The sequence below is a fragment of the Rhizobacter sp. P5_A1 genome (assembly GCF_056400745.1).
In genome coordinates this window covers 140,181-155,058 of record NZ_JBFUKR010000013.1, presented here as the reverse complement: position 1 = coordinate 155,058, position 14,878 = coordinate 140,181, and the positions used below count along the sequence as shown (strand labels likewise).

Annotated in this window: 13 protein-coding genes and 1 pseudogene; 11 read left to right on the top strand and 3 right to left on the bottom strand. The window is 69.2% G+C overall.

Features of this window, described 5'->3' with window-relative positions; all coding sequences use genetic code 11:
* Window positions 1-311, bottom strand: a pseudogene (locus AC1DTW_RS16145) (SPOR domain-containing protein); the annotation flags it as partial.
* A complete protein-coding gene (argS, locus tag AC1DTW_RS16140; protein WP_477982261.1) occupies window positions 308-2,026 on the bottom strand; it encodes an arginine--tRNA ligase in 1,719 nt (572 codons plus the stop codon). The gene argS and the pseudogene AC1DTW_RS16145, both read right to left, overlap by 4 nt.
* Window positions 2,027-2,181: 155 nt before the next feature.
* Here argS and AC1DTW_RS16135 point away from each other — a divergent pair, with 155 nt between their 5' ends.
* A complete protein-coding gene (locus AC1DTW_RS16135; RefSeq protein WP_477982260.1) occupies window positions 2,182-3,546 on the top strand; it encodes a serine/threonine-protein kinase in 1,365 nt (454 codons plus the stop codon).
* A gap of 141 nt (window positions 3,547-3,687) precedes the next feature.
* Window positions 3,688-3,981 carry a PsiF family protein gene (locus AC1DTW_RS16130; protein ID WP_477982259.1) on the top strand — a complete coding sequence of 98 codons (294 nt, stop codon included), beginning with the start codon at window positions 3,688-3,690 and terminating at the stop codon, window positions 3,979-3,981.
* A gap of 59 nt (window positions 3,982-4,040) precedes the next feature.
* On the opposite strand, the gene AC1DTW_RS16125 is transcribed toward AC1DTW_RS16130, so the two are convergent.
* Window positions 4,041-4,958, bottom strand: coding sequence for a LysR family transcriptional regulator (locus AC1DTW_RS16125; protein WP_477982258.1), 918 nt, complete (start codon window positions 4,956-4,958; stop codon window positions 4,041-4,043).
* 88 nt (window positions 4,959-5,046) lie between these two features.
* On the opposite strand from AC1DTW_RS16125, the gene AC1DTW_RS16120 reads away from it, so the two are divergent.
* The 9 genes from AC1DTW_RS16120 to AC1DTW_RS16080 all read left to right on the top strand — a co-directional run bounded on the left by AC1DTW_RS16120 (window position 5,047) and on the right by AC1DTW_RS16080 (window position 14,867).
* The gene (locus AC1DTW_RS16120) at window positions 5,047-5,736 is read left to right on the top strand and encodes a haloacid dehalogenase type II (protein ID WP_477982257.1); all 690 of its coding nucleotides are present in this window, start codon (window positions 5,047-5,049) and stop codon (window positions 5,734-5,736) included.
* Between the two features lie 18 nt (window positions 5,737-5,754).
* Window positions 5,755-7,992, top strand: coding sequence for a malate synthase G (locus tag AC1DTW_RS16115; RefSeq protein WP_477982256.1), 2,238 nt, complete (start codon window positions 5,755-5,757; stop codon window positions 7,990-7,992).
* Between the two features lie 110 nt (window positions 7,993-8,102).
* A complete protein-coding gene (locus tag AC1DTW_RS16110; protein ID WP_477982255.1) occupies window positions 8,103-8,393 on the top strand; it encodes a nucleotidyltransferase family protein in 291 nt (96 codons plus the stop codon).
* A complete protein-coding gene (locus tag AC1DTW_RS16105; protein ID WP_477982254.1) occupies window positions 8,386-8,622 on the top strand; it encodes a HepT-like ribonuclease domain-containing protein in 237 nt (78 codons plus the stop codon). The genes AC1DTW_RS16110 and AC1DTW_RS16105 overlap by 8 nt, the downstream gene beginning before the upstream one ends.
* A 7-nt stretch (window positions 8,623-8,629) precedes the next feature.
* Entirely contained in the window at window positions 8,630-10,075 is a 1,446-nt protein-coding gene (locus AC1DTW_RS16100; protein ID WP_477982253.1) for a DHA2 family efflux MFS transporter permease subunit, read from the top strand.
* Window positions 10,076-10,120: 45 nt separating this feature from the next.
* Window positions 10,121-11,356 (top strand): NAD(P)/FAD-dependent oxidoreductase, encoded by a 1,236-nt coding sequence (locus tag AC1DTW_RS16095; protein ID WP_477982252.1) that lies wholly within the window; start codon window positions 10,121-10,123, stop codon window positions 11,354-11,356.
* Window positions 11,357-11,450: 94 nt separating this feature from the next.
* Window positions 11,451-12,209, top strand: coding sequence for a class II glutamine amidotransferase (locus AC1DTW_RS16090; RefSeq protein WP_477982251.1), 759 nt, complete (start codon window positions 11,451-11,453; stop codon window positions 12,207-12,209).
* A gap of 132 nt (window positions 12,210-12,341) precedes the next feature.
* Window positions 12,342-13,106 carry a LytR/AlgR family response regulator transcription factor gene (locus tag AC1DTW_RS16085; protein WP_477982250.1) on the top strand — a complete coding sequence of 255 codons (765 nt, stop codon included), beginning with the start codon at window positions 12,342-12,344 and terminating at the stop codon, window positions 13,104-13,106.
* Window positions 13,107-13,157: 51 nt separating this feature from the next.
* Window positions 13,158-14,867, top strand: a complete 1,710-nt coding sequence (locus AC1DTW_RS16080; protein WP_477982249.1) for a M14 family metallopeptidase — start codon at window positions 13,158-13,160, stop codon at window positions 14,865-14,867.
* Window positions 14,868-14,878: the final 11 nt, after the last annotated feature.

The window sequence follows — 14,878 nt, the reverse complement described above, 5'->3', positions numbered from 1 at the left end:
GGCGCCGGAAGGCCGCCGGGCGCCGGCTGCGGCGCCGCGACCGTGGGCGGCGGCGCGACGATGCCGCTCGCGGCGCCGCTCGGCTTCACCGGGTTCTTGCCGTACAGCGGGCTGTTCGGGTCCCAGTTCTTGTTCCTCTGGGTCTCGGCCGCGTCCTGGTCGGCGGTGCGCTGCGGCACCTTGTTGACGAACGGGATCGGCACCTTGGTCACGTACAGCGCGACGCCGAGCGCGAGCGCGAGGCCGATCAGCAACCCGATGATCAGGCCGACGGCGAAGCCGCCACGTTGGGATCTCTGCTTGTCGTTCATGACGCTTCCGGCGTGTCCTTGGATTCGGGGAGCTCGCGCTCCATGCGCTCGGGCGCGCTGACGCCGAGCACCGCGAGCGCGTTGCGGATGACCTGGGCGCACGCGACCAGCAACGCGATGCGCGCGCGTGTCAGCGCGGCGTCGCCGCCGAGCACGCGCTCGGCCGCGTAGTAGCTGTGGAACGTGCCGGCGACATCGCGCAGGTAGAAGGTCAGGTCGTGCGGCGCCAGGCCCGTCGATGCGTTCGCGAGCATCGCCGGGAACTCGGCGAGCCTGAGCATCAGCGCGGCCTCGGTCGGCGCGGTCAGCAAGGACAGGTCGGCGGGGCTGTCGAGCCGGCCGCCCTTGTCGACGAAGTTGCGGATCACCGAGCAGATCCGCGCGTGTGCGTACTGCACGTAGAACACCGGGTTCTCGTCGTTCTGCTTCAGCGCGAGGTCGACGTCGAACGTGAACTCGCTGTCGGCCTTGCGGCTCAGCAGGAAGAAGCGCACCGCATCGCGGCTGGTCCAGTCGATCAGGTCGCGCAAGGTCACGTAGCTGCCGGCGCGCTTCGAGATCTTGACCTCCTGTCCGCCCTTCATCACGGTGACCATCTTGTGCAGCACGTACTCGGGGTAGCCGGTCGGAACGCCCGTGCCGGCCGCCTGCACGCCGGCGCGCACCCGCGCGACCGTGCCGTGGTGGTCGCCGCCCTGGATGTTGATCGCCTTCGTGAAGCCGCGCTCGTACTTGTTGACGTGGTAGGCGACGTCGGGGACGAAGTACGTGAATCCGCCGTCCGACTTGCGCATCACGCGGTCCTTGTCGTCGCCGTAGTCGGTCGTGCGCAGCCACAGCGCGCCACCCTCCTCGAAGGTCTTGCCGGATTCGATCAGGCGCTTGACGGTCGCGTCGACGCGGCCGCTCGAATACAGGCTCGACTCGAGAAAGTAGTGGTCGAAGCGCACGCCGAAGGCCCGCAGGTCGAGGTCTTGCTCGTGGCGCAGGTAGGCGACGGCGAACTGGCGGATCGAGTCGAGATCGTTCACGTCGCCCGACGCGCTGAACTCGCGGTCGTCGGCCTTCACGGTTTTCTTCGCGAGGAAGTCGGCGGCGATGTCGGCGATGTACTCGCCGTTGTAGGCCGCGTCGGGCCACTGCGCATCGCCCGGCTTGAGGCCGCGCAGGCGCGCCTGCACCGAGGCCGCGAGCGTCGCGATCTGCACGCCGGCATCGTTGTAGTAGAACTCGCGGCTGACACGCCAGCCCTGCGTCTCGAACAGGTTGCAGATCGCGTCGCCGAGCGCCGCCTGGCGCGCGTGGCCGAGGTGCAGCGGACCGGTCGGGTTGGCCGAGACGAATTCGACCAGCACCTGGTCGGGCCGCGCCGGCTGGCGCCCGAAGGCGTCGCCGGCGGCCAGGATCTCGCCGACGATCGCCTGCTTCGCGCCGGCTTTCAGGCGCAGGTTGATGAAACCGGGGCCGGCGATCTCGAGCGCGTCGACCCAGCGCTCGACGGCCGGCTGGCGCCTCAGCGCATCGACCAGAGCGGCGGCGACTTCACGCGGATTCTTCTTCAGCGCCTTGGCGAGCGGCATCGCGGCGGTGCAGGCGAGGTCGCCATGCGCGGCCTGTTTCGGGGACTCGAACGCCGGCGCGAGCGTCGCCTGCGGCGCGACCTCGGCGACGGCAGCGGCCAGCGCTTCGACGAGGTCCTGTTTGGCTTGGATCATGCATCGATTCTACGGGTGCGCCTCGCGGGCAAGCCGCGCGTCGGCCGTCGCCGGAGCCCTTGCAGGCGAGCGGGAATAGTTGCTGTTTGTCGCGCTGTTCGAGCCGACGCGCGAACGCCGCCGGTGCGAAGATGCGCCTTCCACGCCCACCCTCCATGCACACCGCCCCGACGCCCCTTGTCGCGCCGACGCTCACCGAGGCGTCGCCGCTGCCCAGCCACGTCGGCAAGTACCGGGTGCTCAAGCGCCTGGGCGAAGGCGCGACCGCCGAGGTCTTCCTGTGCCACGACGATTTCAAGGGCATCGATGTCGCGATCAAACGCGTGCGCCCGAACGTCAACGGCGACGCGATGGACGGCCGCTACTCCGAGCGCTTCTTTGCCGCCGAGGCCGCGCTGGTCGGGCGCCTGAACCACCCGAACGTCGCGCAGATCTTCGACGCCGTGGCCGACCCGGTCGCGCCGTACCTGGTGATGGAGTACGTTGCCGGCAGCACGCTGCGCCCGTACTGCCGCGCCGACCAATTGCTCGCGCTCGAGCTGATTGTCGAAATCGGCTTCAAATGCGCGATGGCGCTGGGCTACGTGTACCGCCAGGGCCTGATCCACCGCGACGTGAAGCCGGCGAACCTGCTCGCGGTGCTGACCAACGGCTCGATCACCGATGTGAAGATCAGCGACTTCGGCAGCGTGCTGAACCTGTCGGCCGACACCACGCAGATCTACCGCGTCGGTTCGCTCGCGTACATGTCGCCGGAACAACTCGACGGCGGCACGCTCGACTGCCGCGCCGACATGTACTCGCTCGGCGCCGTGCTGTACCACCTGATCGCCGGGCGGCCGCCGTTCGAAGCGCAGGTGCAGTCGGCGATGATGCACCAGATCTACCACGTGCAGCCGGCGCCGCTGGGGGCGCTGCGCGATGGCGTCAGTGCCGGGCTGAACGCGATGATCCAGCGCGCGCTGGCCAAGCAGGCGGGCGAGCGCTACGCCAACTGGGAGGAGTTCGCGCAGGCGCTGTCGGCACTGATCACGAACCAGCAGGTGCCGCGCGGCCAGTTGCAGGGCGTGCTCGACTCCGAGCGTTTCAACCTGCTGCGCTCGCTCGACTTCTTCGGGGGCTTCGGCGACGTCGAGCTCTGGGAGGTCGTGCACCGCGCGAAGTGGCAGCGCTTTCACTTCGGCCACGCGCTGTACCGCAAGGGCGAGGAGGGCAACAGCTTCCACATCCTCGCGCAAGGCGAGGTCGAGGTGTTCCGCGACGGCAAGAAGGTCGCGCAGCTCGGCGCCGGCACGTCGATCGGCGAGATGGCCTACCTCGCGCCCAACCCCGAGCTGAAGCGCCACAGCACCGACGTGATCGTCACCGAACCGGCGACGACGATCTCGTTCACGCCCGAGACGCTGGTGCAGGTCAGCCCGGGCTGCAAGCATCTGTTCGACGAGGCTTTCATCCGCGTGCTCGTGCGCCGGCTGCATGTCGCGCACGAGGCTCTCGCGCACCCGCGGCGCATCTTGTAAGGCGTTCGCATGAAATGCGGCGCGCGGCCGTGTCGGCCGCGAGACAGCGCGGCGCGTTGTGCGCTTGCTGGCCTATCGGTCGCGTGCTTCAATGCTCGCCGGCATCCAGCCTACCCCTGTGCAACCTTCCGAGGAGCTCCGATGAAACACCTGATGACCGCGCTTGCCCTGTCCGTCGCCTGTCTCTCGCCGTCTGCCTTCGCCGCCGACGCCGCGAGCGCGCCGATGGGCAAGCAGCAGACCAAGATGGCCGAGTGCAACAAGGACGCCGCCGACAAGAAAGGCGACGAGCGCAAGGCCTTCATGAAGAGCTGCCTGTCGAACAAGAAGATGGCGCAGCAGGAAAAGATGAAGGCCTGCAACGCCGATCCGAAGGCCAAGGAGACCAAGGGCGACGCACGCAAGGCCTTCATGAAGGAATGCCTGAGCAAATAGGGCTGATGCGGCCGGTGACGGCCGCTGTCCCCGACAAGGCCCGCCGCGTGCGGGTCTTGTCATTTCTGCGGCGCGCGCTTCCAGTAGCCCGCGTCGCCGTAGCTGTGCTTCAGAAAATCGATCCACAGCCGCACCCGCAGCGCGAGGTGCTTCGCGTGCGGGAACACCGCGTAGATGCCGTTCGGCGGCGCCGCGAACGCGTCGAGCACGCTGACGAGCTCGCCGGCCGCGATCTCGTGCTCGACCTCCCAGGTCGAGCGCCATGCCAGCCCGAGCCCGGCGGAGCACCAGGCGTGCAGCACCTGGCCGTCGGTGCAGTCCAGGCGGCCCCCGGGCCGCAGGTGGATCACCTCGCCATCGACGACGAAGGCCCAGCCGCGCGTCTGGCTCGCGTCGCTCGACAGCGCGAGGCACTCGTGGCGCGCGAGCTCGCCCGGGTGGGCCGGCGTGCCGGCGCGCTTCAGGTAGGCCGGCGTCGCGACGCACAGGCGCCGGTTGTCGGCCAGCCGCACGCTGACCAGGCTGCTGTCGGGCAGGTCGCCGACGCGCACCGCGCAGTCGAAGCTCTCGTTGACGATGTCGACGACGCGGTCCGAGAGGTTCAGCGACAGGCTGACCTCCGGGTGCAGCGCCAGGAAGCGCGGCACCAGCGGCGCGACATGGCGGCGCCCGAAGCCGGCCGGCGAGGTGATGCGCAGGTGGCCGCTCGCCTTCACGCCGCCGGCGCTGACGCTGGCCTCGGCGTTGGCCCAGTCGGCGAGCAGGCGCTGGCAGTCCTCGAGGAACGCGCTGCCCTCGTGGGTCAGTGTGATGCGGCGTGTCGTGCGCACCAGCAGCTTGACGCCCAGGCGCCGCTCGAGCGCATCGATGCGGCGGCCGATCACCGCCGGCGCGACGCCCTCGGCCGCCGCCGCGGCGGTCAGGCTGCCGCGGATCGCGACCGACGCGAAGGATTCGAGCTGCTTCAGCTTGTCCATCGTTCAACTCAATTCAGTGCATTTAGGTCATCAATCCAAGGATTGGATCGTACTTAATGCCGATCGGCTTATCGAATAGATTGTCGAGATGGACAAGCCGCCCACCGCCACTCCGCCGCGCGCGGTGCTGTTCGACGCCTACGGCACGCTGTTCGACGTCTACAGCGTTGCGCTGCTGGCCGAGCAGCTGTTCCCCGGCTTTGGCGAGCGTCTGTCGGTACTGTGGCGCGACAAGCAGATCGACTACACCCGGCTGACCTCGATGAGCGGCCATTACAAGCCGTTCTGGGAGCTGACCCGCGCCGGGCTGCGTTTCGCAGCGCAGCGCCTGGGTCTGACGCTCGACGCGGTCAGCGAAGACCGGTTGATGAACCAGTACCGGCACCTGAGCAGCTTCCCCGAGAACCGCGAGGTGCTGGCCGAGCTGAAGGCGCGCGGCGTGCCGGCCGGCATCCTGTCGAACGGTGACCCCGAGATGCTCGGCGTCGCGGTCAAGAGCGCCGGCTTCTCGGGCCTGCTCGCGCACGTGCTCAGCGTGCATGCGCTGCGCAAGTTCAAGACCGACCCGGCGACCTACGCGCTCGGCACGCAGGCACTGAACCTGCAAGCGAAAGAAGTCCTGTTCGTCTCGAGCAACGGCTGGGACGCGATCGGCGCGACCTGGTTCGGCTACACGACGCTGTGGGTCAACCGCTTCGGCCTGCCGCTCGAACAGCTCGACACGAACCCCACGCGCATCGGCACGAGCCTGCGCGATGTGCTCGCGTTCTTCGATTAACTCACTCACGCACCGAACATGACCGCACGCATCCCCGTCCACGGCCTTCAAGTCGCCACCTCGCTGCATCGCTTCGTCGAGGAACAGGTCCTGCCCGGCACCGGCATCGATGCCGCCGCGTTCTGGAAAGGCTTCGATGCGATCGTGCACGAGCTCGCGCCGAAGAATGCCGCGCTGCTCGCCGAGCGCGACCGCCTGCAGCGCGAGCTCGATGCCTGGCACCGCAAGCATCCGGGGCCGATCAGGAAGCCGGCCAAGTACCAGGCCTTCCTCGAGAAGATCGGCTACCTCGTGCCGGTGCCGCCGGTCGTGAAGGCGACGACGAAGAATGTCGATGCCGAACTGGCGTTGCAGGCCGGCCCGCAGCTGGTCGTGCCGATCACCAACGCGCGCTACGCATTGAACGCCGCGAATGCGCGCTGGGGTTCGCTGTACGACGCGCTGTACGGCACCGACGCGATCTCCGAGGCCGACGGCGCCGAAAGGGCCGGATCAGGGAGGGGTTCGGGCTACAACCCGGTGCGCGGCGCGAAGGTCATCGCCTACGCGCGCCATGTGCTCGACCGCACCGCACCGCTCAAGAAGGGATCGCATCTCGACTCGGCCGGGTACCAGGTGGTCGACGGCGCGCTGCGCGTCACGCTGAAGAACGGCACGACGACCGGCCTGGCGAAACCCGCGCAGTTCGTCGGCCACCAGGGCGCTGCCGCCGCGCCCTCGGGCGTGCTGCTGCAGCACCACGGCCTGCACCTCGACCTGCGCATCGACCGCACGACCCCGATCGGCGCGGGCGATGCGGCCGGCGTCTCCGACCTGGTGCTCGAATCGGCGCTGTCGACGATCCTCGACCTCGAAGACTCGGTCGCGGTCGTCGACGCCGACGACAAGGTGCTGGCCTACGGCAACTGGCTCGGCATCCTGAAGGCGACGCTGACCGAACAGGTCAGCAAGGGCGGCAAGACCTTCACGCGCGGGCTGAACGCCGACCGGGTCTACGTCGGACCCAAGGGCGGCGAGGTCAGGCTGCACGGCCGCTCGCTGCTGTTCGTGCGCAATGTCGGCCACCTGATGACGAACCCGGCGATCCTGTGGGGCGCCGATCGCCGGGAGATTCCCGAAGGCATCATGGACGCGGTCGTCACGACGACGATCGCGCTGCACGACCTGCAAAAGCGCGGCCGGGGAGCGGCAGGCGCCGCCTCCGGCGCCGCGGGCATCGTCAACTCGCGCAAGGGCTCGGTCTACATCGTCAAGCCGAAAATGCACGGCCCGGCCGAGGTCGCGTTCGCGGCCGAGCTGTTCGGCCGCGTCGAGCAGTTGCTCGGGCTGCCGAAGGCGACCGTCAAGCTCGGCATCATGGACGAGGAGCGCCGCACCAGCGTCAACCTGAAGGCCTGCATCGCCGCCGCGGCGGACCGGGTCGCGTTCATCAACACCGGCTTCCTCGACCGCACCGGCGACGAGATGCACAGCGCGATGCAGGCCGGCGCGATGCTGCGCAAGGGCGACATGAAGAGCAGCGCCTGGATCCAGGCCTACGAGCGCAACAATGTGCTCGTCGGGCTGAGCTGCGGTCTGCGCGGCAAGGCGCAGATCGGCAAGGGCATGTGGGCGATGCCCGACCTGATGGCGGCGATGCTCGAGCAGAAGATCGCCCACCCGAAGGCCGGTGCGAACACCGCCTGGGTGCCGAGCCCGACCGCCGCGACGCTGCACGCGCTGCACTACCACCAGGTCGACGTGTTCGCGGTGCAGGGCGCGCTCGAGAAGACCGATGCCGCCGCCGCGGCGCCGGCGATCCTCGACGGGCTGCTGACCGTGCCGGTCGTGAAGAAGGCGAAGTGGTCGCAGGCCGAGCGCCAGCAGGAGCTCGACAACAACGCGCAGGGCATCCTCGGCTACGTCGTGCGCTGGATCGACCAGGGCGTGGGCTGCTCGAAGGTGCCTGACATCCACAACGTCGGCCTGATGGAAGATCGCGCCACCTTGCGCATCAGCAGCCAGCACATGGCGAACTGGCTGCGGCACGGCGTCGTCGGCAAGCAGGACGTGAACGCGACCCTGAAGCGCATGGCCAAGGTCGTCGACAGGCAGAACGCCGGCGACCCGCTGTACCGGCCGATGGCCGGGCACTTCAAGGACTCGGCCGCGTACCAGGCCGCGCACGACCTGGTCTTCAAGGGCCTCGTGCAACCGAGCGGCTACACCGAGCCGCTGCTGCACGCGTGGCGGCTGAAGGTCAAGGCTGCGGGCTGAGCGGGGCAGGTTCGACCGCGGCGCCGACAAGCCGGTCCAGGCGCATCGATGAGCGCCGCGCCGCCGGCGCGAGCGTGAGTCTTCGGCCCAATTGCGGCATCATTCGTGCCGTGAACCGCGCCGACACGCTCGCTCTCCTGACCCGGCACAAGCCAGAGTTGCAGCGCCGCTTCGGCGTTGTGCGGCTCGCGCTGTTCGGGTCGCGGGCGCGCGAAAGCGCGCGCGGGGGCAGCGATGCAGACATTCTTGTCGCCTTCGACGGCCCCGCCAGTTCGGCGCGCTATTTCGGCGTCCAGTTCTACCTCGAAGACTTGCTCGGCTGCGCCGTCGATCTCGTCACCGAGACCGCGCTGCGCGCCGAGCTGCGGCCGTTCGTCGAGCGGGATGCCATCAGTGTCTGATGCTTCCTTGCCGCTCGAGTGGCGGTTCTACGTCGAAGACATGGTGGACTTCTGCGCCAAGGTCTCGCGGTATGCGCAAGGCCTGGATCGCAGTTCGGTCGTCGCGCTTCGCGATCAGCTGATTCATGGCTACCTCGGCGTCGACGACGACACCTTGTGGAGCATCGTGCGCGACGACCTCGCACCTCTGCGTGAGGCCCTGACGCGGCTCCTTGCGGCACGGCCGTAGAAGGCCGATGACCGAACAAGAACCCCACCCGCACTCCCGCGCCGGCCTGGAACAGCGCTTCGGCCCCCACTACCGCTGGCGGGTGCTGCTGACGGTGATGATCGGCACGATGGCGGCCATCATGGCGTCGACGATCATCAACGTCGCGGTGCCCGACATGAGCCGCGTGTTCGGCCTCGGCCAGGAGCGCGCGCAGTGGCTGTCGGCCGGCTTCATGGCGGCGATGACCTTGTCGATGCTGACGACGCCGTGGCTGCTGCAGCGCTTCGGCTACCGCCACACGTACATCGGGGTCGTGCTGCTGTTGCTGTGCGGCGGCGTGATCGGCGGGTTGAGCCCGTGGTTCGAACTGGTGCTCGCGATGCGCGTCGCCGAAGGCCTGGCGGCCGGCGTGCTGCAGCCGATCCCGGCGATCGTCGTGATGCACGCGTTCGATCGCTCGGAGCAGGGCAAGGCGATGGGCATCTTCGGCTTCGGCGTCGTGCTCGCGCCGGCGATCGGGCCGAGCGTCGGCGGGGTGCTGGTCGAGTGGTTCGGCTGGCGCTCGATCTTCTTCGTCGTCACGCCGTTCTGCCTGGTCGCGCTGCTGCTGGCGCGGCGCTACCTGCCGATCACGGCGCCGGGCGGCGTCGAGGCAGACCGTGACGGCGCGAAGCTCGACCTCGTCGGCCTGGTGCTGATCGGCGTCGCGGTGCTGGCGCTGCTGAACGGCATGGTCCAGCTGCACGCTGCGGCCGGCGGCACCGGCTGGGCGCTGCTCGCGTGCAGCGCGACCGCGCTGGTCGGCTTCGTCTTCCACCAGCGGCGCGGCGCGCGGCCGCTGATGGAGCTGCGCCTGTTCGCGCACCGCAACTTCGCGCTCGGCGGCGTGGTTGCGTTCATCTACGGCATGGCCTTGTTCGGCTCGACCTACCTGGTGCCGGTGTTCATGCAGATCGCGCTGCGCCTGCCGCCGAGCCAGGCCGGCGCGGCGCTGTTGCCGGCGGGCTTCGTGCTCGCGCTCACGATCCCGTTCGCCGGGCGCCTGACCGACCGCCTGCCGTTCGGCCGCATCGTCGCGTTCGGCTTGACGCTGCTGGCCGCGTCGTTCCTGCTGATGATCACGGTCGGGCCGGCGAACTCGCTGTGGTGGATCGTCTCGTGGGCGGTGATCGGGCGCATCGGCCTGGGCTTCGTGCTGCCGTCGCTGAACGTCGGCGCGATGCGCGGCCTGCCGGGCGCATTCATCACGCAGGGCGCGAGCACGATCAACTTCATGCGCCAGCTCGGCGGCGCGGTCGGCATCAGCCTGGTCGGCATCGTGCTCGAATGGCGGCTGCAGGCGCTGCCGGCGGATGCGGTACGCGCGTTCCACGAAACCTTCGTGCTGATCGGACTGATCACCGGCTGCGCGGTGCTCGCCGCGCTGCGGATGGGCGCCGCGCCGCCACGGGCGGCCGTCGGGCCTGCCTAGAATCCAGCCCCCCACACCGGACCCCCTCGGCCTCCTTCGCGCTCCATGAACCTCGGCATCGAAACCCTCCCTCCAGCGTGCGACGTGCTCGTGATCGGCGCCGGCCCGGCCGGCAGCGGCGCGGCGATCACGCTCGCACGCGCCGGGCTCGACGTGGTGCTGGTCGACAGCCACGCGTTCCCGCGCGACAAGGTCTGCGGCGACGGCCTGATCCCCGATGCGCACAACGCGTTGCGCAAGCTCGGTGTCCTCGACGAGGTGATGGCGCAGGCGCAGCCGAGCGGCCTCGTCGGCTGCATCGGACCGCGCGGCGGGCGCATCGACGTGCCGGGCGAGCTCGCGGTGCTGCCGCGCAAGCAGCTCGACGAGATCGTCTGCCGCGCCGCGGTGGCCGCGGGCGCGCGCATGTTCGCGCCGCTGCGTTTCGTCGCGACGATCGAGGCCGACGGCGTCGTCGTCGGCGCGCGGCTGCAGCACGGCGCCGCCGCGCGCGAGCTGCGTGCGCGCTGGGTGCTGCTCGCGACCGGCGCGGTGCCGCAGGCGCTGCTCGCGGCCGGCATGTCGCAGCGCCACACGCCGAGCGGCGTGGCGCTGCGCGGCTATGTGAAGAACGATGCGATGGTGGGCCGCATCAGCGCGCTCGAGATCGTCTGGCACCGCGCGCTGACACCCGGCTATGGCTGGATCTTCCCGTGCCGGGACGGCGTGTTCAACATCGGCGTGGGCATCGCCGACAGCCACAACGAGCGTCGCAACGGGCGGCTCGCGAAACGCGAGCTGAACCTGCGTCAGGTGATGGACGACTTCCAGAAGGTCTACGCGCCGGCACGCGAGCTGATGCAGGGCGGCATGGCGCTCGGGCCGATGAAAGGCGCGCCGCTGCGCTGCACGCTCGAGGGCGCGCGCTACACGCGGCCCGGGTTGCTGGTCGTCGGCGAGGCCGCGGGCAGCACCTACTCGTTCACCGGCGAAGGCATCGGCAAGGCCTACGAGACCGGCATCCACGCGGCCGAGGCCGTGATCGCGGGCGGCGCCGCGCCTGCCGCCGATGCCGCGGTGCGCACCGACTACGAGGCGCGCCTGCGCGCGCTGAAGCCCCGCTTCGACCTGTACCAGCGCGCCAATGCCGTGAACCGCCACCCGTGGCTGACCGACCTGCTGATCTGGCGCGCGAACCGCAGCCCGCGGTTGCTGCGCCGCATGAGCGGCGTGTTGAACGAGACCAGCAACCCCGGCAACCTGGTCTCGCTCAAGGGCCTGGCGCGCGTGTTTCTGGAGTGAAATTGACGATGAGACTGCATCGTGTGATTCGATCGTGTGTGGCATTGTCGGCCGCCGACCGCCTTGCCGCTGCTGGCGTACGCTAGGAAGTGCCATGTGCCAGCTCCTCGGCATGAATGCCAACACGCCGACCGACCTGATGTTCAGCTTCACCGGGTTCTCGACCCGCGCGGCGGAACACCAGGACGGCTTCGGCATCGCCTTCTTCGAAGGCGCCGGCGTGCGCCTGCTGGTCGACGCGCAAAGCGCGCGCCAGTCGCCGGTGGCGGAGATGGTGCGGCGCTTTCCGATCCACAGCCGCAGCATCATCGCCCACATCCGCAAGGCGACGCAGGGCCGCGTGACCTTGGCGAACACGCATCCGTTCGTGCGCGAGCTGTGGGGCCGCTACTGGGTGTTCGCGCACAACGGCGATCTGAAGGGTTTCGCGCCGCGCCTGCATGGCGCGTTCCGGCCGGTCGGCGAGACCGACAGCGAGCACGCGTTCTGCTGGCTGATGCAGGAGCTCGCGAAGGCGCATGCCAGCGTGCCGACCACGCCCGAGCTGACGGCCACATTGCGCGAGCTCGCGCCGCAGCCGGCGTCGCACGGCACGTTCAACTTCATGCTCAGCAACGGCCAGGCACTGTGGGCGCATTGCTCGACGCAGCTGCACCACATCGTGCGCCAGCATCCGTTCGCGCGCGCGTCGTTGCAGGATGAAGACGTGACGGTCGACTTTGCCCAGCACACGTCGGCGAGCGACCGTGTTGCGGTGATCGTCACCGAGCCGCTGACGAAGGACGAGGTCTGGACCGCGTTCGCACCCGGCGAGCTGCGCGTGTTCGTTGACGGCGCGCCGTTGGCTGTCTGATACCGCCGTTCGGCGCGGCTTGCTGTTGCGTACCCAACCCGAGTTCGGGGGGCGCAGTACGGGTGAAATCGGGCACACTGCGCGCTTGCGGTTTCCGCCAGATCCTGCCTCTTTCCTGCGCTCCTTCCCCCGATGCCAACCGCCCTGATCGCCGATGACGAGGAAGTGCCGCGCGCGCAACTGGTGGCGGCGTTGCGCGCGGCCTGGCCCGAATTGCAGATCGTGCAGGAGTGCGTGAACGGCGTCGATGCCTGGGACGCGTTTCTCGAGCACGAGCCCGATGTCTGCTTTCTCGACGTTCGCATGCCCGGGCTGACCGGCATCGAGGTCGCGCAGCGCATCGGCGCGCGCTCGCACCTGGTGTTCGTCACCGCGCACGGCGACCACGCGCTGGCCGCGTTCGATGCCGGCGCGGTCGACTATGTGCTGAAGCCCGTCGATGCCGAGCGTCTCGAGAAGACGGTCGCGCGCGTGAAGGCCCGGCTCGCGTCGCCGGGCCCGGCGCCGGCCGAGCTGCAGCAGCTGCTGAACCAGCTCGCCGGCCAGGTGCGCAAGCCGGCGCCCCTCGATGTCATCCAGGCCGGCGTCGGCATGGAAGTGCGGCTCGTGCGGGTCGAGGACGTCGTCTACTTCGAGTCCGACGGCCGCTACACACGCGTCGTCTATCGCGAAGGCGAGACCGATGGCGAGGTGCTGGCCCGCACGCCGCTGAAGGAGCTGATCGGGCAACTCGACCCGGCGCGCTTCTGGCAGATCCACCGCTCGGTGATCGTGAACCAGCGCCACATCGCAAGCGCCGTGCGCATCGACGAAGACAACATGGTGCTGACCCTGCGTGGCCGCAGCGAGAAGCTGCCGGTCTCGCGCCATTTTCAGGGGCTGTTTCGCAGCCAGTGAGCGCGGCGGTCCGACGCCAGATTCGTCAAACAAGAGAAAAACAAGCTCCCCATGACCAACCCCGCCACGCCGACGCCCCGCTTCGACACCTTCTACCGCCATGGCGCGCTGACGCGCCTGCTCTTCGACTACGCCGACGCGCACCCCGAGCTGGTCGCGGTCGCGTCGATCGGCCGCAGCTTCGAGGGGCGCGACATCTGGGTCGCGACCGTCACGAACGCCGCGACCGGACCGGCCGCCGACAAGCCCGCGTTCTGGGCCGACGGCAACATCCATGCCGCCGAGTTGACTGCGAGCACCGCGGTGCTCTACTACCTGCACCAGCTCGTCACCGGCTACGGCAACGACAGCCAGGTCACGCAGCTGCTCGACACGCGCACGATCTACCTGTGCCCGCGCCTGAACCCCGATGGTGCCGAGCTCGCGCTCGGCGACAGGCCGCGCCACATCCGCTCGAGCACGCGGCGCTACCCGTACGAGGAAGACCCGGTCGAAGGCCTGACGACCGAGGACGTCGACGGCGACGGCCGGGTGCTCTTCATGCGCATCCCCGACCCGCACGGCGCCTACAAGAAGTGCGACCGCGACCCGCGCCTGATGGTGCCGCGCCGGCCCGGCGAGTTCGGCGGCGAGTACTTCCGGCTGATGCCCGAGGGCCTGCTGACCAACTACGACGGGCTGACGATCAACGTCAACAAGGACCCCGAAGGCCTCGATCTGAACCGCAACTTCCCGGCCTTCTGGCGCCAGGAATTCGAGCAGCCCGGCGCGGGCGACTACCCGGCCAGCGAGCCCGAGGTCAAGGCGATGGTCGACTTCGTGCTCGCGCACCCGAACATCGGTGCGGCGATCAGCTATCACACGCACAGCGGCGTGATCCTGCGGCCGATGGGCACGCAGAGCGACGACGACATGATCCCGGAGGACCTGTGGTCGATCAAGCGCTTCAGCGCGCTCGGCACCGAGCTGACCGGTTACCCGGCGATCAGCATCTGGCACGACTTCAAGTACCACCCGAAAGAGACCATCGGCGGCACGCAGGACTGGCTCTACGAACACCTCGGCGCGCTGTTCTGGGTCGTCGAACTGTGGGGCCCGAACAAGGCCGCCGGGATCACCGACTACAAGTGGATCGACTGGTACCGCGACCACCCGGTCGAGGACGACCTGAAGCTCTTGAAGTGGAGCGACGAGCAATGCGGCGGCCTGGCCCACGCCGACTGGAAGCCGTTCATGCACCCGCAGCTCGGCGCGATCGAGATCGGCGGTTGGGACAAGATGAACTTCTGGCGCAACCCGCCGCCGCACCTGCGCGAGCGCGAGGTCGCTCGCTTCCCGGCCTGGATGAACCAGATCGCGCTGAGCCTGCCGAAGCTCGAGCTGCTGCGCACCGAAGTCCGTGCGCTCGGCCCCGATACCTGGCGCGTGCGCTTCGCGGTCGGCAACAGCGGCTGGCTGCCGGCCTATGTCAGCAAGCGTGCGCTGGCGCGCAAGGTTGTGCGCGGCGTGATGTTCGAGATTCACCTGCCCGCGGGCGACCCCGAGATTTCGCTGGTCAGCGGCAAGCCGCGCATCGAAGGGCCGCAGCTCGAAGGCCACGCGCCGAAGGCTTCGCTGCAGGCCTTCCTGCCGAACCGCGAGGTGACCGGCGATCGCGCGGTCGTCGAGTGGGTCGTGCGGGCGCCGAAGGGCACACGGCTGGCGTTGACGGCGCAGGCGGAGCGCGCGGGCGTGGTGCGAACCGAGGTCAGCCTCGACTGACGCCGGAGCGC